Here is an 18474-nt window from a genome sequence, read left to right as displayed (position 1 = left end):
ACGCACCCGGGGAGACGGGGGCGGCGTTCGGATAAGAGGACGTGGACACGGGGCGGCTCCTCGGGCGTGCAGCGGTGAACTGCTTGCTGCATGACGTACGTGCCTCGCGCACCGAGGCGTTCACCGGCACCGCCCCTCGGAAAGGGGTTACCGGCGGTTCAGGCTGGAGATCGTACGGGGCCGCTGTGGCGGGCTTGTGGGGTTTCGGGGGTTGTCCGGGGACGGGCCTGTGCAATCCCGGAGGTTACGTGAGGGTCCTTCACGTTCCGCCCGTTTCCCGGTACTTGACAGCTGCGACATAGGCTTACCTACGGTAACCTTACTCCAGAGTCAGGAATCGGACGACATGCGGGAAGAGCCTTTTTTTGGGGGGCGTGACGGTTGTGGTGCGGGTGCGGGTGCGTGGTGGCTGATCGCGCAGTTCCTCCCCCAGCCTTCGGCCGGGGGTACCCCCATGCCCCTGACGGGGCGCTCTCGCCGACGGCATCGAAAGGTGAACCTCTGTGATCGTCCTTGACCGGGCCCCTGCTCTCGGCCCTCTGCTCGCCCTCGGCGCGCTGCGGTCGCCCTTCAAGAAGCCGGGCACCGACGCTTCGTTCCCCCGCACCCGCCTCGTACTGCCCGGTGTCCGCCCCGACCTCGAAAGACTCGCCGCCTACGAACGCGTCTGCGGGTTCGCCACCGGTGACGACGGGCTGCCGGTCACCTACCCGCACGTGCTCGGGTTTCCGCTGGCGATGCGGCTCATGAGTGCGCGGGAGTTTCCGTTGCCGCTGCTGGGGCTGGTGCACACCTCCATCGGGATCGAGCGGTATGCCGAACTGCCCGGGGACGGGACGTACGACATAGCCGTCCATGTCGAGGAGTTGCGTCCGCACCGGCGGGGCACCGAGGCCACCGTCGTGACCGGGGTACGGGTCGGCGAGGACGTCGTATGGGAGTCGCGGAGTACCTATCTGGCACGGCACCGGACGCAGCATTCGGGCGAGACGGCCCGGGACGAGCCCGGCCGTCCGCTGCCCGTCGTCGAGGAGTGGCGGATCGCCGGGGACGTCGGCCGGCGGTACGGGGCCGCCTCCGGGGACCGCAACCCCATCCACCTGCACCCGCTCACCGCCCGCCTCTTCGGCTTCCCCCGGGCCATCGCGCACGGCATGTGGACCGTGGCCCGGTGCCTGGCCGCGCACGGGGTGCCGACGGCGGCCGACGTGCGGGCGGAGTTCCGGGCGCCGGTACTGCTGCCGGGCACGGTCGAATACGCCGCCGAGGGCGGACGCTTTCAATTGCGGAGCGGCGACCGGGTGCACGTGGAGGGCAGCGTGCGCCCACGCGTTGCCCTTTGATCTGCCAACCCTGCACAAAGAGTGTGTTTCGCCTTTCTGTGCAAATCCTGTCACGTCGTGGCGAACCCGCAGGTCACAAGCTTGCCCAAAGTCCTTTTCACACGGGATTCCCAGCCTGCCCAAGGATCCGTGAAGGAATCCCCCATGCTGCGCTCAGAATGCGTCCTTAACCTCGGCTCACTTTTGCGATCCATTGCACGAAGGGCACTGAGCATGCCTCCCAGACGCGTCGCAGTAATAGCCGACTCTGACACCCGTTGGAAATGGGGGGCGTCGGTGGCCCGGCAGCTCGCCCCCGACTGCGCGCTGGACGCGTACTTCCTGCGGGGCCGGTCCACCCCCACCGAACGGCAGCTCGCCGAGATCGGCATCGAGCCCGACAGCAGGCGCGTGGTGCCCGCCGCCGCACTGGTCGACGACGAGGAGCTGGCGAGGGCCGACATCGTCGTGCTGGCGGTCCTCGGCGGCACGGTCCTGGCGCTCGTGCACAGCCTGGGGCGCGCCTGGGAGGGCCGGCTGCACCGGCCGGTCACGGTCAGCGGGTACGTCGGCGTGGTCTACGAGAAGATGGTCGACGGCCTCATGACACGGGCCGGCACGGACCTCGTGCTCGCCAACTCCGGCCACGACAGCCGCCGTTTCCGCTCGGTCTTCGCGAGCGTCGGCGTCGACCCCGGCTCGGTCGTCGAGTGCGCGCTGCCCTTCCTGGGCGGCGCCCCCTACCGGCCCGCCGCCGACCGGCCGTTCACCGTCACCTTCGCGGCCCAGCCGTCCGTGCCCAGGGACCGCGCGTCCCGGTGCCGGCTCCTGGAGCGCGCCGCCGCCCACGCGCGCCTGTATCCGGAGCGGCTCGTGCTGGTCAAGCTGCGCAGCCTGCCCAGCGAGCAGACCACCCACGTGGAGTCCGACCCGTACCAGGAGCTGGTCGAGACCCTCGCCGAACCCGCGCCCGCGAACCTCCAGCTCGTCTACGGCAACATGGCCGACGTGCTGGACCGCACCGACCTGCTGGTCACGGTGAGTTCGACGGCCGCCCTGGAGTCGATGCACCGGCGGATACCCACCGCGATCCTCACCGACTTCGGCCTCCGCGAGGCCCACGGCAACCACTACTTCGTGCACTCCGGCTGCCTCGCGTCCTGGGACGACCTCGACGCGGGCGCGCTCCCGCAGCCCGACCCGGAGTGGGCGGCGGCCCACGGCATCGGCAAGAGCGACCCGTACGCCGCGGCCCGGGCCCGTATCACCGCGCTGCGCGCCGCCGGCCCGCTGCCACCGCTGCGCCCGTACTACACGCCGCAGACCGCCGGCATCTACCTCGGCGGCATCCTCCGGAACAACGGCTTCGACGAGCAGGGCCGCCCCCTGCCCGCGCCGCCGGGCGCCGGCGGCCGGGGGCGGGTGAAGAAGGCCGTACGGCGGGTCGCCGGGCGGGGCGCCAAGAAGCTGTACCGCGTGGGCCACCAGCGGCTCGCGCCCGCCCTGCGCCGCTGGGGTGCCGTGTGACGGAGGGCCGGTCACGGCGGGGACCAGGGCCGGCCCTCCATCAGGTTGCCCAGCCCCGCCCAGGCGAAGTTCATCAGGGTCGCCGCCGCCTGACGTGCCGTCACCCCCGGGGTGGCGTTGGCCCAGGCCGCCAGGGACTCGGCGGCGCCCACCAGTGCCTCGGCGAGGCCGGCGACCTCGCCCTCCCCCAGGTCGGGGTCCCGGTGGGCGTCGCGGGCGGCGGCGACGATCAGCTGGGTCACGAACGCGACGATCTCCTCGCGCATCGCCGCGACCTCGGAGGCGAACCGCTCGCCGTGCGTACGGGCCTGGAGGTGCAGCACCGACCAGCCGTCGGGGTGTTCGGAGGTGTACGTGAAGAACGCCCTCAGTCCGTCCCAGAGCTGCCGGTCGGCGGGCAGTTCGCGGTCCACGCCGGTGCGGACGGCCTCGGTCAGGGCGCCGGCCTCACGGCGGATGCAGGCCGTGAACAGGTCGTCCTTGGAGTTGAGGTACAGGTACACCAACGGCTTGGAGACGCCGGCGAGTTCGGCGATCTCGTCCATCGACGCGGCCATGTAGCCGCGCTGGCCGAAGGTCCGCACGGCGGCGTCCAGCATCTGCTGCTCACGTACCGCGCGCGGCATCCGCTTGGTCTTGACGGTCCCCATGGGACAGAGCCTAGTTGGGGCCGGCGACGCGGGAGTCGCTCAGGAGGAGGTCTGGGCCTGGTCCGCCGCGTCGACCGCCGCGTCCTCCTGGCTGCGGCTGGCCTCGATGTTGGCCTGCATCCGCTCGACCCGCTGCGCGACCTGCACCGAGGCCCGGTCCCGCTCCTTGCGCAGCACGACGAAGCTGATCGGCGCCGACAGGACGAGGGAGAGCAGCAGGACCCACAGGAAGTTGGAGTCGCCGAAGCCACGCGGGAACGCGCCGGCGTAGACGAGGCCCCAGACGACGAGGAGGCAGCCCGCGAAGATACCGAGGCGCATCAGCGTGTAGCGGAGCATCTCAATCCAGTCTTCCGATGACGAAAAGGGGCACCGTCCAGTGAAGCACGCCGTGGGGCCGATCTTTCACCGGGGTCGGGTCGGGCCGGGTCAGGTCAGCGGGAGCAGCATGGTGATGTCGTCGCGGTCGTCGCCGGGTGCGACGCGGACCGCGGCGGGGACCCGGCCGACCTCCTTGTATCCGCAGGAGCCGTAGAAGTTCTCCAGGCCGAGGCCGCCGCGGCAGCTGAGCCGTATCGCGTCGATGCCGTCGAAGCCGCGGGCGGCGTCGGCGGCGGCCGCGAGGAGGTCACGGCCGTAGCCCCGCCCCTGGTGCCTCGGGTGCACCATCACCGTGTACAGCCACACCCAGTGCGTCATCAGCCGGTGCGTGTTGAAGGAGAAGAAGGCGGTGGCGGCGACCTCGCCGGCCTCGTCGTACCCGACGAGCAGACGGTGGCGGCCCTCGGCCATCGCGGCGAAGTGCCGGACCAGCTCCGGCCGGATCTCCTCCGCCGTGACCGGCGCGACGAACCCGACGGCTCCGCCGGCGTTGGACACGTCGGTCCACAGGTCGAGGATGCCGTCGCGGAGGGCGGGGGTGATGGCGGGGTCGAGGGTGAAGGTAAGGGGCATGGGCGGATCGTATCTATTACAGCGGAAGTTGGGAGGTAGAGGCGATGTCGCCGTGGGGGCTGCGGCCGTTGCGCGGCTGCGGGTGCGTCGTGGCTTGTCGCGCAGTTCCCCGCGCCCTTCTTCTAGGGGCGCGGGGAACTGCGCGATCAGCCTCTGCTCACCCGCACCCGACGACGCACCGTCGGCCGCCTCACACCCGCATCGGCTGCGGGGACTCGCGGCGGGCCGGGTCCGGGCCGTCGTACTCGCGGATGATCTCGTAGCGGGTGTTGCGCTCCACCGGGCGGAAGCCCGCGTCGCGGATGAGGTCCAGCAGGTCCTCGCGGGTCAGCTTGTTCGGCGTGCCGTAGTTGTCCGCGTCGTGAGTGATCTTGTACTCGACGACCGAGCCGTCCATGTCGTCGGCCCCGTGCTGGAGCGCCAGCTGCGCCGTCTGAACGCCGTGCATGACCCAGAAGACCTTGACGTGCGGGACGTTGTCGAAGAGGAGACGGGAGACCGCGAAGGTCTTCAGGGCCTCCGCGCCGGTCGCCATCTGGGTCCGGGCCTGGAGCCGGTTCCTGACCTTGCCGTCCTTCATGTCCACGAAGTCGTGCTGGTAGCGGAGCGGGATGAAGACCTGGAAGCCGTTCGTCTCGTCCTGGAGTTCACGCAGGCGCAGGACGTGGTCGACGCGGTGGCGGGGCTCCTCGATGTGGCCGTAGAGCATCGTGCAGGGCGTCTTGAGGCCCTTCTCGTGCGCCAGGCGGTGGATCCGGGACCAGTCCTCCCAGTGGGTGCGGTGGTCCACGATGTGCTGGCGGACCTCCCAGTCGAAGATCTCCGCGCCACCGCCGGTCAGCGACTCCAGGCCCGCGTCGATCAGCTCGTCGAGGATCTCGGAGGCGGACAGCCCGCTGATCGTCTCGAAGTGGTGGATCTCCGTCGCCGTGAAGGCCTTCAGCGAGACGTTCGGGAGGGCCGCCTTCAGCTCGCGCAGCGACCGCGGGTAGTAGCGCCAGGGAAGGTTCGGGTGCAGGCCGTTGACGATGTGCAGCTCGGTGAGGTTCTCGCCCTCCATCGCCCTGGCGAGCTTCACCGCCTCCTCGATGCGCATCGTGTACGCGTCCTTCTCGCCCGGCTTGCGCTGGAACGAGCAGTAGGCGCAGGACGCGGTGCACACGTTCGTCATGTTGAGGTGGCGGTTGACGTTGAAGTGGACCACGTCACCGTTCTTGCGCGTGCGCACCTCGTGGGCGAGGCCGCCCAGCCAGGCCAGGTCGTCCGACTCGTACAGCGCGATGCCGTCCTCGCGGGTCAGCCGCTCACCGGCCCTGACCTTCTCCTCCAGCTCACGCTTGAGTCCGACGTCCATGCCCACACCTCTCTACGACAACTCCGACCACCGTACTTCTACGCCTCCTCGGGAAGTTCCCCGACCCGGTTCTCCCACTTCGTGGACAGCACGATCGTGGTACGGGTCCGGGAGACGCCCTTCGTCCCGGACAGCCGCCGGATGGTCTTCTCCAGGCCGTCCACGTCCGACGAGCGCACCTTGAGCATGAAGGAGTCGTCGCCGGCGATGAACCAGCAGTCCTCGATCTCCGGCAGGTCCCGCAGCCGCTGCGCCACGTCCTCGTGGTCGGCCGCGTCGGAGAGGGAGATGCCGATGAGGGCGGTGACGCCGAGGCCGAGGGAGGCCGCGTTGACGGTGGCGCGGTAGCCGGTGATGACCCCGGCCGCCTCCAGCCGGTTGATGCGGTCGGTGACGCTGGGTCCCGACAGTCCGACGAGGCGGCCCAGCTCCGCGTACGAGGCCCGGCCGTTCTCCCTCAGGGCCTGGATGAGCTGCCTGTCCACGGCGTCCATGCGATCGAAGCCTTCCGCTGAAGATTCCCGAAGTAGATGAGAGGTGGTGCAGAGGTGGTGCCAGAGGTGGTGCCGGGGTGGTGCTACTTGCTTCCGCCGCCGAGGTCCCCTTCCCAGCGGCGGTAGAGCCGGTGCCCGACGCCCGCCGCGTCCAGCACCCGCCCGGCGACGAAGTCGACCAGGTCCTGGATGTGGGTCGCGCCCGCGTAGAAGGCGGGGGAGGTGGGGACGACGACCGCCCCGAGATCGTCCAGGGTGACCAGGTGGCGCAGGGTCTGGCCGTTCAGCGGGGTCTCGCGGACGGCGACGACGAGCGGCCGGCGCTCCTTCAGGGTGACACTGGCCGACCGCTGGAGCAGGTCCTTGGAGAGCCCGAGCGCGACCCCGGCGACGGCGGCGGTGGACGCCGGCACGATCAGCATGCCCTTCGCCGGGTACGACCCGGAGGACGGCCCCGCGGCCAGGTCCCCGGCGCTCCAGTACCGCACCCGGGTCAGGTCGGCCGCGAAGGTGTCCGGCTTGCCGTCGGCCCCCCGCGCCAGCCATTCCCCCAGGTCGTCCCGCCAGTGCGCGTCCCGGAAGGAGATCCCGGTCTCGTCCAGCAGGGTGAGCCGCGAGGCCCGGCTGACCACCAGGTCGACGCTCTCCCCCGCGTCCAGCAGGGCACGCAGCACAGCAGCGGCATACGGCGTTCCGGACGCCCCGGACACCCCCACGATCCAAGGCACGCGCTGCGTTTCTCCTGCGTTCACATCTTGAGCGTACCGGCGCGACCCGGCGAGTTCAGGACGGGGCCGCGGTGACCGACCGTACTCAGACGCTCAGGCCCCGGACCAGCAGGTCCAGCAGAGCGCACCCGAACAGGGCAATGCCGATGAACCCGTTGACGCTGAAGAAGGCGCGGTTGAGGCGGGAGAGGTCGTGCGGGCGGACGATGGTGTGCTCGTACACGAACGCGCCCGCCACGATCACCAGGCCCAGCCAGAAGAACGCGCCGGCGTCGGTGACGACCGCGTACCAGACGAACAGGCCGGTCGTCACCGCGTGGCAGACCCGGGCGCCCCGGATGGCCGCCGGGATGCCGAAGCGGGCCGGGACCGACATGACGCCGATCTCGCGGTCGGTCTCGACGTCCTGGCAGGCGTAGATCAGGTCGAAGCCGCCGATCCAGATGCCGACGGCGAGGCCGAGGATCACCGCGTCCCAGGACCACTCGCCGGTGATCGCCAGCCAGCCGCCGATCGGGCCCATGGCCTGGGCGAGACCGAGGATGGCCTGCGGGAAGTTCGTGAACCGCTTGCCGTAGGGGTAGACCACCATCGGGATCACGGCGACGGGCGCGAGGGCCAGGCAGAGGGGGTTCAGGAGGGCCGCCGAGCCCAGGAAGACCGCGACCGCGATCAGCGCGCCGGTCCAGGCGTGCTTCACGCTCATCGCGCCGGTGACCAGCTCGCGGTGGGCGGTACGCGGGTTCCGGGCGTCGATCTCGCGGTCGATGATCCGGTTGACGGCCATGGCGAAGGTGCGCAGGCCGACCATGCAGATCGTGACCAGGAGCAGCCGGCCCCAGTGGATGTTCCGGTCCAGCTCGAACATCGCGGTCAGCGCGGCGATGTACGCGAAGGGCAGGGCGAAGACCGAGTGCTCGATCATCACCAGGCGCAGGAAGGCTTTCGTCCGTCCCGGCTGCGGGAGGGCTGCGGAGGCGGAGCTCACAGGCCGTACTCCTTCCATCGGCGGTCCACGAGGGCCGCCGTATCCGGGTCCGACAGGACCATGTCCGGCCAGCCCCCGTCCCTGGTGTAGCCCTCCTCGGGCCACTTCTTCGTCGCGTCGATGCCCGCCTTGCCGCCCCAGAACTGCTGGTAGGAGGCGTGGTCGAGGTGGTCGACGGGGCCTTCCACGACCGTGAGGTCACGGGCGTAGTCGGTGTTGCCGAGGGCCCGCCAGGCGACCTCGTGCAGGTCGTGGACGTCGCAGTCGGAGTCGACGACCACGATCAGCTTGGTGAGCGACATCATGTGCGCCCCCCAGATCGCGTGCATGACCTTCTGCGCGTGCTTCGGGTACTTCTTGTCGATCGAGACGATCGCGCAGTTGTGGAAGCCGCCGGCCTCGGGGAGGTGGTAGTCCACGATGTCCGGGACGATGATCTTCAGGAGGGGCAGGAAGAAGCGTTCGGTGGCGCGGCCCAGCGGACCGTCCTCCGTCGGGGGGCGGCCGACGACGATCGACTGGAGGAGCGGCCGCTTGCGCATCGTCACGCAGTCGATGGTCAGCGCCGGGAACGGCTCCTGCGGGGTGTAGAAGCCGGTGTGGTCGCCGAACGGGCCCTCGGGGAGCATCTCGCCCGGCTCCAGCCAGCCCTCCAGGACGACCTCGGCATTGGCCGGCACCTGGAGCGGGACCGTCTTGCAGTCGACCATCTCGATCCGCCGGCCCGCGATGAACCCGGCGAAGAGGTACTCGTCGATGTCGCCGGGGAGCGGGGCGGTGGAGGCGTAGGTGACGGCGGGCGGGCAGCCGAAGGCGATCGCGACCGGGAGCCGCTCCCCCTTCCGCGCCGCCACCTGGTAGTGGTTGCGGCTGTCCTTGTGGATCTGCCAGTGCATGCCGATGGTTCGCCGGTCGTGGCGCTGGAGCCGGTACAGGCCGAGGTTGCGGATGCCGGTCTCGGGGTCCTTGGTGTGGGTGAGCCCCAGGTTGAAGAAGGAGCCGCCGTCCTGCGGCCAGGTGAAAAGCGCCGGGAGCCGGTCGAGGTCGACGTCGTCGCCGGTCAGGACCACCTCCTGCACCGGGGCGTCCCCGGACTTGACCTTCTTCGGCGGTACGTGCGCCATTGCGCCGAGCTTCCCGAACGCCTCGCGCACGCCGACGAAGCCGTGCGGGAGCTCGGGGCGCAGCAGCCCGCCGATCTTCTCGGAGATCTCGCCGTACGACTTCAGGCCGAGGGCCTTCAGCAGCCGTCGGTCGGTGCCGAACACGTTCATCGCGAGGGGCATGCTCGACCCCTTCACGTTCTCGAAGAGCAGCGCCGGTCCGCCGGACTTCTGCACCCGGTCGACGATCTCCCCGACCTCCAGATACGGGTCGACCTCGGCCTTGACACGCTTGAGGTCTCCCTCGCGCTCCAGTGCCCGGAGCAGGGAGCGAAGATCGTCGTAAGCCATGTGTCCCAGTATCGGCCACCCGGGGTCCGGGCCCGGTCACCGCCCCCTGCATACTCGTCGGGCGTGAGACGTCATCGCCGGTTGCCGCTGCTCGCCCCGCTCCTCGCCCCGCTGCTCGTGTTCGCCGCCGCCTGTGCGCCGGCGCGGGAGGCCGCCGGCTCGCCGGTCTCCCCGCTGACCCGGATACCGGCCGCCGACCGGCAGACGGCACCCGACCTCACCGGCAGCAGCCTCGACGGCAAGTCGGTCAGCCTCGCCGGCTACCGCGGCAAGGTCGTCGTACTGAACGTGTGGGCGTCCTGGTGCGGGCCCTGCCGCGCCGAGGCGCCCGAACTGTCGCGGGCGCAGCGGGCGCTGGGGGTGAAGGGGGTCCAGGTGCTCGGGGTGGACACGGACGCCCGGCAGGACAAGGGGCGGGCGTTCCAGGACGAGCACGACCTGGTGTACCCGAGCCTGCACGACCCGGGCAGCCGCAAGCTCGTCCGGCTGCCGAAGGGGTACATGCCGCAGGCGCTGCCGTACACCCTCTTCATCGACCGGCACGGGAAGATCGCCGCGAAGTACCTGAGCCCCCTGACGGAGGCCGACGTCCGCACCATCACCCGGCCGCTGCTGGCGGAGTAGCGGGCCAGGCCGGGTTCAGCTCCCGCTACTGGCGAGGCACTTGTCGCCCTCCCGGATCGGCGCCACGAGATGGCTCACGTCCACCAGCACCGCGTCGAGACCCGCCACGGAACCGGCGACCGAGACCTCCACGGCGGGGCTTCGGCCATAGGTGACCAGCTTCTTGCGGCCGCCCCCCGCCGTCTCCCGCCACACCCAGTCGACACCGTCCACGCTGACACACGCGTCCGTGGTCGGACCGGGCGGGTTCACGCCGCACCGAAGCTCCACCGATCCGTGCCCCCACACGGCGAGCCCCTCGAAGGTCACCCGGTCCCGGGTGGTGCCCCCCAGCCGGTCCGGGTACCGGTCGGCGAGCCGCGCACACGCCGGGTCCTGCGCGAACGGCCCCTGCGCCAGCCCGAACACCGGCGAGTCCAGCTCACCGGCCACCAGCCCGCCCCCGGCGCCCAGCCCCACCACGGCAAGACCGACCGCCACCCGACTCCTGCGAGCCCACCCGCGCATCGCGCCACTTCCCTCCCGTCCGTGGAAAACCATGATGCCCGGGTGCCGAACCGCGGCCCCGGTCAGCCGCTAGTCTGGCCGCCATGCTCAGGTACCTGCCCTACTTGCTGGTCCTCGCCCTGTGGATCTACGCCTTCGTGGACTGCCTGAACACCCCCGAGGACGAGGTGCGCGCCCTGCCGAAGCTGGCGTGGGTGTTCGTCATCCTGCTCTTCGGCGAGGTCCTGGTCGGCCCGGTGGCCTGGCTGGTGGCCGGCAAGACCCGCCAGCCGCGCGAGCGATGGGTCGCCCCGGACGACAACCCGGAGTTCCTGAAGTCCCTGAAGCCGGACGATCCGCGCACGGACTGACCGGCGCTACAGCAGCGCCTTCACCTGGGCCGCCGTCAGCGCCCGCTGGAACACCTGGACCTGTTTGATCGAGCCGGGGAACCAGTCGGAGGGGGCGCCGCCGGTGGTGGCGCGGCCGATCGTCAGGGGGCCGTGTGCGGCGACGGGGTTGCTGTCGTTGATGCCGGCCTCCTGGACGCCGTCGACGTAGAGGAGAAGCTGGTTGCGGAGGCCTTCGTAGACGCCGACCAGGTGGGTCCAGACGTCCGGCTTCGGGACGGTGAAGGACAGGGCGCGCAGGTCGGGGCGGGCGAAGGCCCAGCGGTTCTCGGCGGCCGAGTACTGGAGGTAGAAGCCGCTGACGGCACCCGCGTCCTGGCTGACGGCGGTGGCGAAGAACGACGGCACGTGGCTCAGGGCGACCCACGCCGAGACGGTGAAGCTGCGGCCCTTGGCGGTCCGGAGCACGGGCCCGGCGGTCACGATCTGGCTGGTGCCGCCGTCGAACAGCGCGGCCCCGTCCTTGCCCCGCCCCCAGCCGACCGCGGTGGCCGTGCCGTCGTACCGGCCGGTGTCGTCGGCGGCCACCGCGCCCGAGGTCTCGTCCAGCGGCCAGGCGTCGAGCGGTGAGGGGACGGAGACGGAACCGCCCGAGTGCTGCGGGGACTTCTTCTCGGCCCCGCCCCGGTTGACGAGGTGGGCGACCGGTACGGCCGCGATGGCGGCGACGGCGAGCGCTCCCCCGGAGACGAGCAGGGTACGGCGGCTCGTGCCCGGGACCGGCCGGTGGGGCGCCTGCTGCGGCGGCGCCGGGGCGAGCCGGGTGACCGGGCGGGTCGCGGCAGGGGGCCGCGGAGCCGGCGGCGTGAAGCCGGCCCGGGGATCGGCGGCGGGTCTCGCGAGGAAGGCGGTGGCGTCGGCGGTCGGCCCGATCCGGGCCAGGATCTCGCGCGGGGTGGGCCGCCCGGCCGGGTCCTTGGCCAGGCAGTCGGCGACGAGGGAGGCGAGGGCCGGGTCGGTGACGGCGGTGATGTCGGGGTCGTCGTGGACGACGCGGTAGAGCAGGGCCGGGGTGGGCCCGGCACCGAAGGGGTTGCCGCCCGTGGCCGCGAACGCCAGCACCGCACCGAGCGAGAACACGTCGCTCGCACCGGTCACCTCGCTGCCCGCGACCTGCTCCGGCGACATGAAACCGGGCGAGCCGACCATGAGCCCCGCCTGCGTGATGGTCGCGGACTCCACGCTCCGGGCGATGCCGAAGTCGATGACCCGCGGCCCGTCCTCGGCGAGCAGCACGTTCGACGGCTTGAGGTCCCGGTGCACCAGCTGGGCCGCGTGGATGGAGGTGAGCGCCTCGGCCAGCCCCGCGGCGAGATCGAGAACGGTGGCGGCCGGCAGCGGTCCCCGCTCGGCGACCGCGTCCTGGAGCGAGGGCCCGGCGATGAAGCTGGTGACCAGCCAGGGCAGCGGGGCGTCCGGGTCGGCGTCCACGACCGGTGCGGTGAAGGCACCGCTCACCTTGCGGGCGGCCTCCACCTCACGCCGGAACCGTGACCTGAACTCCGGCTGTCCCGCGACCAGTTCGGCATGGACCACTTTCACGGCAACAGCGCGGCCGCCCGGGGAACGGCCGAGGAAGACCCGGCCCATGCCGCCCGCGCCGAGCCGCCTCAGCAGCTGGTACTCCCCGACGGAGCGTGGATCGCCGGGCTCCAGAGCTGCCACGACCCCTCCCGCACCGCTGACTCCCGAAGACCCGGTCAGCATAGGACCGCCGACACCGGTGGTTGGCCGATTTCGGTTCCCTCAGGGCAAGTTGCCCCCGGGTCTGCCCTTGCGGACAGGGGGAGGCCGGGCGTCCACGGCTCCGCCGACGACGGAACAGAGCCCTTAACAGGGCGAGTCGGGAAGGTGATCCCGCGCCCACTCCCCCAGCGTCTTCAGCGACGGCTCCAGCGCCGCCCCCGCCCCGGTCAGCCGGTACGAGACCCGCAGCGGCGGCCCCTCGTCGACCTCGCGGACCACGAGTCCCGCCGTGGCGAGTTCGGCGAGCCGGTCGGAGAGCATGCGCTCGCTGATGCCGGGGATGGCGCGGCGCAGGCTGGCGAAGTGCGCGGGCTGATCCATCAGGACGGACAGGATCGGGCCGTTCCAGCGCTTGCCGAGCACTTGGAAGACGCGCGTGATGCCGACATCGACACCTTTGCACGCTTCCGGGTCATGGGCCTGCTCCACCGCCATGGCATCAGGGTACAGCCCCACCGAAAGAAAGGGGCTGAAAAAAAGTAAGCACCTGTGTTATCTATAGCTGAGTACGAATTCTCAGCCCCCGGGCTCTGCCCTGGGCCCGTGTATCCGGAGACCTCTCATGGCCACGCTTCTCCACATCGACTCGTCCCTCCTCCCCGGCGGGGCCTCCTCCTCCCGCGCCGTCACCGACGCCTTCCGTACGGCCTGGCTGGCGCAGCACCCCGACGGCCAGGTGATCTACCGCGACCTGGCGGCGGACCCCGTACCGCACCTGACCGCGGCCGCCCACACCGCCGGTTTCGCCGACCCCGCCACCCACAGCCCCGAGCAGGCGGACGCCTTCGCGGCCCGGGTGAAGCTGATCGAGGAGCTGGAGCAGGCGGACGCGCTGCTCATCGGCGCCCCGATGTACAACTTCACGATCCCGTCGACGCTGAAGGCCTGGCTGGACAACGTGGTCCTGTTCGGCCGCACGATGGGCGAGACGCCGTCCGCCAAGGGCACGCCGGTCACCGTCGTCGCCAGCCGCGGCGGCTCGTACGCGCCGGGCACCCCGCGGGAGCCGTTCGAGTACGTCCAGAACTACCTGACCGCGCTGCTCTCCGACGGCCTCGGCCTGGACGTCGACTTCATCGTGCCGGAGCTGACGATGGCCCCGCAGAACCCGGCGATGGCCGAGCTCGTGCCGCTCTACGAGGCCTCCCGCGACCGCGCCCTCCAGGACGCGGCCAGCAAGGCGAAGGAGCTGGCGGACCGCCTCGCCGCCTGACGTACGCACCGGCCTCCGGCCCCCGGTCCGGGGCCGGTTGGGCCGATCGGCCCAGCAGCACGTGCGGGCCCGGTGACGGGCGGTTGTGATGGACGCGTTCCGACCCCCGACGCCCAGGAGGCAGTCATGCGCATCCGTTCCCTCGCCGTCACCGGTGCCGTCGCCGCGGCCCTCGCGCTCGGCGGCACCACCGCCGCGTTCGCCGACAACGGCGCCGATGCCACCGGCTCCGCGTCCAACAGCCCCGGGGTGGCGTCGGGCAACGTCATCGAGGTCCCGGTCGAGATCCCGGTGAACGTGTGCGGCGACAGCATCGACGTCATCGGCCTGCTGAACCCGGCGGCCGCCAACGCCTGCACCAGCGGCTGACCCGGCCGCACCGCGGGTATCGTCCGAGGACTTCCCGGAGGCACCGCACCTCCGGAAGTCCTCGTGTGCGTGCAGGTTGTACGCCGACGAGCCGCCCGAAGCGGACAGTGCGCCCCTGGGCCGCACCGGGAGCGATCCCGACACTTACCTCGTATGACGACTGCTCCCGCCGGTTCCACCACCAGCATCGCGCCCGAGTACGGCGACCGGGTCATCGCCGTGGAGGCGGCGGGCTCGGAACCGATCCCCGACGCCGAACGGCACGGCAGCCCGCTCCAGTTGCTCTGGACCTGGGCGTCCCCCAACATCGAGTTCGCGACCGTCTACATCGGCGTGATCGCGGTCCTCTTCTTCGGCCTGGACTTCTGGACGGCGACCGCCGCGATCCTGCTGGGCACCGCGATCGGCGCGGTCACCCAGGGCGTGCTGTCGCTGGACGGGCCCCGGTTCGGCGTCCCGCAGATGGTGATCGGCCGCTTCTCCTTCGGCTTCCTCGGCAACATCCTGCCCTCCGCCGCCAACGGCCTGCTCGCGGGCGTCGGCTGGTTCGCGGTGAACAGCGTGAGCGCCGCCTTCGCCCTCAACACCCTGACCGGACTGCGCCCCCTGCCCTCCCTTCTCCTCGTCGTGGTCGCCGAGATCCTGATCGGCTTCATCGGCCACAACTTCGTGCACACCTTCGAGAAGTACGCGTTCCCGGCGCTCGCGGTGGTCTTCCTGCTGGCCGGGGTGTGGACCTTCAAGGACGCGGACCTCGGCGGGGGCGGCTCGGGCGGCGGCGTCGGCGGCTTCCTGCTCGCGTTCAGCGCGGCCTGGGGCTACGCGGCCGGCTGGAACCCCTACGCCACCGACTACTCCCGCTACCTGCCGCGCACCGCGAACAAGGTGAAGACGGTCCTGTGGCCGGCCGTCGGCCTGTTCGTGTCGGTCTCGATCGTCGCCGTCATCGGCGCGGCCTCGGCGACCATCGTCGCCCCGAAGGACGCCACCCCGACGGCCGCCTTCACCGGCCACCTCCCCGGCTGGCTCGGTGACCTCGTCCTGCTCGCCATCATGCTCGGCGGGGTCTCGGCGAACGCCCTCAACGTGTACTCCGGCGCGATCTCCATCGCCTCCTTCGGCCTGAAGCTCCCCACCTGGCTGAGCCGCAGCGCCCTGGTCGTGGTGTCGGGCATCGCCGGTACGGCGGCCGCCTGGGCCTCGCTGGACGACGCGGGCACGGCCTACGAGGCGTTCCTGCTCGTCATCGCCTACTGGGTGGCGCCCTGGCTGGGAGTCGTGCTGGTCGAGCGGTGGCTCCAGCGCCGTACCGCCACGGACGAGGAACTCTCCGCCCGCCTCACCGACCGCTCCTTCACCAACTGGCCCGGCCTCGCCGCCCTCCTGATCGGCGTCGCGGTCTCGGTCCCGCTCTTCTCCAACCAGGAGGACTACGTGGGATACGTCCCGAAGCACTGGCCGTCCTTCGGCGACATCACCCCCCTCGTCGGCTTCGCGGTCAGCGCCCTGCTGTACACGGCCCTTCGAAAGCGCCCGCGCAGCTAGCGCCCCGTAAGGGGCGCTGGGGGTACCCCCGGCCGGAGGCTGGGGGAGGAACTGAGCGACCAGCCACGACGAAAGCCGCAGCCGACCGACGACCCAAAGCCCCCCGTCGGCGTCCTCAGTCATCGGCCCGCAGCCGCCGCCAGATCCGGCTGCGGTGCAGCAGGAAGAGCGAGCCGACCACGGCGACCAGCTGGAGACCCACGGCGAGCAGCCAGAACTCGTCGCGGGTCTCCAGCCGGTTCGTCAGGAACTCGAAGTTCATGCCGAAGAACCCGGTCAGGAACGACAGCGGCAGGAAGATCACCGACACGATGGCCAGCCGGTTGATCACCCCGTTCTGCTCGCCCGCGACCAGCGAGCCGTAGCTGGCGAAGGCGCGGCGGGTGGCGTCCTGGAGCGACTCGATGTCCGCGAGCACCAGGCGCGCCGCCCGCTGGAACTCCTGGGCGAGCCGCTGCCGTTCCACCGGGAAGTCGCGGCTCATCATCCTGCGGGTGATCACCTCGTCGAGCCCCTGGAGGTAGGGCAGCAGCGCGTGGTGCAGGACGGCGGAGTGGCGGCGCAGCTGGGAGAGCCGGTAGACCTGCTCGGGGCGCCGCCCCTCGAACATGTCGTCCTCCAGCTCCTCCACCTGGAGCAGGGCGTCCACCGCGGCCCGGCGGAACGTCGAGAGGGCCTCCTGGAGCAGCAGGAAAAGGGTGGCCACGGGGTCGTGCGGCCGCTCCCGCCGCACCTGGGCCTGGATGACGCCCGCCAGACCGGCCCGGCGGCCCCAGTGGACGACCACCAGGAAGCGCTCGGAGGCCAGGGCGTGCACATGGGCGATGCGGCCCTCGTGGACCACCGGCACCACGAACCCGGCGGTGTCGCCGAGGAACTCGGCGCGCGGGGACGCGTCCTGCCGGCCGAACCACTCCAGGTCCCCGTCGTCCAGCCCGAGCCGCCGGACCACCGGCTCCTCCGCCGGGTCCTCCGTCTCGGGCAGTTCGACGCCGAGGAGCAGGAACGGATCCGTGGCGAGCCGCCGACGCGCCTCCGGCACGGAGACCGTCGTCGTGCCCCCGTCCGGCACCGACACCACCGTCACGATCATCGATCGCCCTCGCCGCTGATCCCGTCGCCCACGCTCCCAGCCTGCGTGCGACGGGCGGTACGCGCACCCGCTGCCGCCCCGACCAGGTGCGGGCCGTCCGGGCGAGGCGGCGGCCCCGCGCCTAGGCGCTCCGCGGGAAGTGCCGCGCCCTGTCGTCTGCCGACTGCTGCGCCGTCGTGGCTGGTCGCGCGCACGCGGCGGTAGCCGCAGATCGGACAGGGTCCCGCGCACCTTCAGGGCGCGTCCCCCGCACCACCCGGTGCGCGCAGGCCGCCGTCAGGAGTTCGCCCAGCAGGTCCGGGTCGTCGATCTCCAGGCCGAGGAGGGACTCGATGCGTTCCAGGCGCTGGTAGAGGGACTGGCGGCCGATGTGCAGGAGGGCGGCCGTGCGGGTCGGGGAACAGCCGTGCCGCAGGTGCACCTCGAGGGTGCGGACCAGGTCGCTGGGGTGGGCGGCCTCCCAGGCCAGCAGCGGGCCGAGGGTGTGCTGGACGAGCGCGGCGAGCCGGTCGCGGTTGGCGGCGACCCCGCCCCGGGTCAGCTCCCGCTCCAGGGCGAGGGCGCGGGCCGAGGTCACCGACGGGCCCTCGGGCACGGCCGGTTCGGCGGGCGGCACGGTCAGCGCGAGTTCGAGGGTGGTGCGGGCCGCGCGCAGCGTCTCGCTCCAGTGCAGCCAGCCGCCGGGGCCGACCGCGTGGCCGACGGCGACCGTGGCCCCCGCCTCGGCGGCGCCCCGGAACGCCTCCTGCACGGCCCGCACGGGATCGCCGGGGACCACGGCCGGTACCGCGAGCAGCGCCAGGACGTCCCCCGGGAACGCGGCCCGCAGCACTCCGGCCCCGCCCAGCGCCCGTACCGCCCGGTCCACCGCGCCCACGCCCCGGCTGCCGTGCAGCGAGACGCCGAGCAGCCGGGCGCCGGGGCCGGGGTGGAACCCGGCGAGGGCGGCCCGCGCCTCCACCTCGGGCTGGTTGAGGGCCTGTCCGTCGGCCAGGTCGGCCAGGAGCGCCGCCGCGTGGTCGTCGCCCCAGGGCCGGACGACCGTACGGCGGCCGGACAGGCCCCGGGCCACGATCGCCCGGTTGGCGGCCTCGGCGATCCGGACGAAGGGCACCACCCGGTGCAGGGCGAGCAGCGGCAGGCCGAGACGGCAGGCCTCGTCGGTCACCTCGGGCGGCATGCCGGGCAGGGCGCGCCCGACCTCCACCGCGAGCCCGGCCGCACCGCGCGCCGCCAGCTCCCGCACGTACCGGCGGCGGACCTCGTCGCCTGCGTCGGTCAGTCCGAAGCCGTTGGTGAGGAGGAGTTCGCCGCCGTCGAGGAAGTTGGCGCCCTCGTAGACCTCGCTGGAGTGGACCCAGCGGACGGGACGGTCCAGGGCGCCTTCGCCCGCGAGCAGTTCGGGGCGGGCCGCCCGCACCGGGTCGAGGGCCAGGACTTCGCGGAGGGTGAGTGCGGGCACGGCGACCTCCAGGGGACGGGCACGGCCGCTGACATTTCGTCCGGCCGGGGGTTGC

At 71.8% G+C, this 18474-nt stretch carries 20 protein-coding genes; 7 read left to right on the top strand and 13 right to left on the bottom strand.

Annotation, left to right across the window (positions count from 1 at the left end; genetic code table 11):
* Nucleotides 1-503: 503 nt before the first annotated feature.
* Together ACFY6U_RS29890 and ACFY6U_RS29885 are read left to right on the top strand one after the other, a co-directional pair.
* On the top strand, nucleotides 504-1343 hold the full coding sequence (locus ACFY6U_RS29890; RefSeq protein WP_390043171.1) for a MaoC family dehydratase: 840 nt from the start codon (nucleotides 504-506) through the stop codon (nucleotides 1341-1343).
* Between the two features lie 213 nt (nucleotides 1344-1556).
* Nucleotides 1557-2849: a DUF6716 putative glycosyltransferase gene (locus ACFY6U_RS29885; RefSeq protein ID WP_390043169.1), complete on the top strand. Its 1293-nt coding sequence runs from the start codon at nucleotides 1557-1559 to the stop codon at nucleotides 2847-2849.
* 11 nt (nucleotides 2850-2860) lie between these two features.
* Here the strand turns inward: ACFY6U_RS29885 and ACFY6U_RS29880 are convergent, their stop codons facing one another.
* The 8 genes from ACFY6U_RS29880 to ACFY6U_RS29845 all read right to left on the bottom strand — a co-directional run bounded on the left by ACFY6U_RS29880 (nucleotide 2861) and on the right by ACFY6U_RS29845 (nucleotide 9471).
* Nucleotides 2861-3499 (bottom strand): TetR/AcrR family transcriptional regulator, encoded by a 639-nt coding sequence (locus ACFY6U_RS29880; protein ID WP_351502763.1) that lies wholly within the window; start codon nucleotides 3497-3499, stop codon nucleotides 2861-2863.
* A gap of 39 nt (nucleotides 3500-3538) precedes the next feature.
* Nucleotides 3539-3838 (bottom strand): DUF4229 domain-containing protein, encoded by a 300-nt coding sequence (locus ACFY6U_RS29875; protein WP_390043167.1) that lies wholly within the window; start codon nucleotides 3836-3838, stop codon nucleotides 3539-3541.
* 90 nt (nucleotides 3839-3928) lie between these two features.
* A complete protein-coding gene (locus tag ACFY6U_RS29870) occupies nucleotides 3929-4453 on the bottom strand; it encodes a GNAT family N-acetyltransferase (RefSeq protein ID WP_390043165.1) in 525 nt (174 codons plus the stop codon).
* A 190-nt stretch (nucleotides 4454-4643) separates the two neighbouring features.
* Complete coding sequence (mqnE, locus tag ACFY6U_RS29865; protein ID WP_390043164.1) at nucleotides 4644-5807, bottom strand: aminofutalosine synthase MqnE; 1164 nt, start codon at nucleotides 5805-5807, stop codon at nucleotides 4644-4646.
* A 38-nt stretch (nucleotides 5808-5845) separates the two neighbouring features.
* Nucleotides 5846-6301, bottom strand: a complete 456-nt coding sequence (locus ACFY6U_RS29860; protein WP_093499807.1) for an Lrp/AsnC family transcriptional regulator — start codon at nucleotides 6299-6301, stop codon at nucleotides 5846-5848.
* 83 nt (nucleotides 6302-6384) lie between these two features.
* A complete protein-coding gene (locus tag ACFY6U_RS29855) occupies nucleotides 6385-7029 on the bottom strand; it encodes a UbiX family flavin prenyltransferase (RefSeq protein ID WP_390043162.1) in 645 nt (214 codons plus the stop codon).
* A gap of 85 nt (nucleotides 7030-7114) precedes the next feature.
* Nucleotides 7115-8017, bottom strand: a complete 903-nt coding sequence (gene mqnP / locus ACFY6U_RS29850) for a menaquinone biosynthesis prenyltransferase MqnP (RefSeq protein ID WP_390043160.1) — start codon at nucleotides 8015-8017, stop codon at nucleotides 7115-7117.
* Nucleotides 8014-9471, bottom strand: a complete 1458-nt coding sequence (locus tag ACFY6U_RS29845) for a menaquinone biosynthesis decarboxylase (RefSeq protein ID WP_390043158.1) — start codon at nucleotides 9469-9471, stop codon at nucleotides 8014-8016. The genes mqnP and ACFY6U_RS29845 overlap by 4 nt, the downstream gene beginning before the upstream one ends.
* A 63-nt stretch (nucleotides 9472-9534) precedes the next feature.
* Between ACFY6U_RS29845 and ACFY6U_RS29840 the strand changes: the two genes are divergently transcribed.
* Nucleotides 9535-10095, top strand: coding sequence for a TlpA family protein disulfide reductase (locus ACFY6U_RS29840; RefSeq protein WP_390043156.1), 561 nt, complete (start codon nucleotides 9535-9537; stop codon nucleotides 10093-10095).
* A 15-nt stretch (nucleotides 10096-10110) separates the two neighbouring features.
* Here the strand turns inward: ACFY6U_RS29840 and ACFY6U_RS29835 are convergent, their stop codons facing one another.
* Nucleotides 10111-10575: a DUF3515 family protein gene (locus tag ACFY6U_RS29835; protein WP_390043154.1), complete on the bottom strand. Its 465-nt coding sequence runs from the start codon at nucleotides 10573-10575 to the stop codon at nucleotides 10111-10113.
* Nucleotides 10576-10685: 110 nt separating this feature from the next.
* On the opposite strand from ACFY6U_RS29835, the gene ACFY6U_RS29830 reads away from it, so the two are divergent.
* A complete protein-coding gene (locus ACFY6U_RS29830) occupies nucleotides 10686-10952 on the top strand; it encodes a PLD nuclease N-terminal domain-containing protein (protein ID WP_390043152.1) in 267 nt (88 codons plus the stop codon).
* A gap of 6 nt (nucleotides 10953-10958) precedes the next feature.
* On the opposite strand, the gene ACFY6U_RS29825 is transcribed toward ACFY6U_RS29830, so the two are convergent.
* Together ACFY6U_RS29825 and ACFY6U_RS29820 are read right to left on the bottom strand one after the other, a co-directional pair.
* On the bottom strand, nucleotides 10959-12656 hold the full coding sequence (locus tag ACFY6U_RS29825; protein ID WP_390043150.1) for a protein kinase: 1698 nt from the start codon (nucleotides 12654-12656) through the stop codon (nucleotides 10959-10961).
* Nucleotides 12657-12821: 165 nt separating this feature from the next.
* The gene (locus tag ACFY6U_RS29820) at nucleotides 12822-13172 is read right to left on the bottom strand and encodes a helix-turn-helix domain-containing protein (RefSeq protein WP_351486343.1); all 351 of its coding nucleotides are present in this window, start codon (nucleotides 13170-13172) and stop codon (nucleotides 12822-12824) included.
* A 127-nt stretch (nucleotides 13173-13299) separates the two neighbouring features.
* On the opposite strand from ACFY6U_RS29820, the gene ACFY6U_RS29815 reads away from it, so the two are divergent.
* The 3 genes from ACFY6U_RS29815 to ACFY6U_RS29805 all read left to right on the top strand — a co-directional run bounded on the left by ACFY6U_RS29815 (nucleotide 13300) and on the right by ACFY6U_RS29805 (nucleotide 15864).
* Nucleotides 13300-13950: an FMN-dependent NADH-azoreductase gene (locus ACFY6U_RS29815; RefSeq protein WP_390043148.1), complete on the top strand. Its 651-nt coding sequence runs from the start codon at nucleotides 13300-13302 to the stop codon at nucleotides 13948-13950.
* Between the two features lie 126 nt (nucleotides 13951-14076).
* The gene (locus ACFY6U_RS29810) at nucleotides 14077-14319 is read left to right on the top strand and encodes a chaplin (protein ID WP_390043147.1); all 243 of its coding nucleotides are present in this window, start codon (nucleotides 14077-14079) and stop codon (nucleotides 14317-14319) included.
* Between the two features lie 153 nt (nucleotides 14320-14472).
* Nucleotides 14473-15864, top strand: a complete 1392-nt coding sequence (locus tag ACFY6U_RS29805) for a purine-cytosine permease family protein (RefSeq protein WP_390043145.1) — start codon at nucleotides 14473-14475, stop codon at nucleotides 15862-15864.
* A 115-nt stretch (nucleotides 15865-15979) separates the two neighbouring features.
* Here the strand turns inward: ACFY6U_RS29805 and ACFY6U_RS29800 are convergent, their stop codons facing one another.
* Both ACFY6U_RS29800 and ACFY6U_RS29795 read right to left on the bottom strand, forming a co-directional pair.
* Nucleotides 15980-16957, bottom strand: a complete 978-nt coding sequence (locus tag ACFY6U_RS29800) for a CorA family divalent cation transporter (RefSeq protein ID WP_390043144.1) — start codon at nucleotides 16955-16957, stop codon at nucleotides 15980-15982.
* Nucleotides 16958-17078: 121 nt separating this feature from the next.
* On the bottom strand, nucleotides 17079-18419 hold the full coding sequence (locus ACFY6U_RS29795) for a PucR family transcriptional regulator (RefSeq protein ID WP_390043142.1): 1341 nt from the start codon (nucleotides 18417-18419) through the stop codon (nucleotides 17079-17081).
* Nucleotides 18420-18474: the final 55 nt, after the last annotated feature.

The sequence above is a fragment of the Streptomyces sp. NPDC013157 genome (assembly GCF_042899865.1).
Lineage (GTDB): Bacteria > Actinomycetota > Actinomycetes > Streptomycetales > Streptomycetaceae > Streptomyces.
The sequence above is the reverse complement of the archived record's forward strand: the minus strand, read 5'-3'. Positions and strand labels throughout refer to the sequence as shown.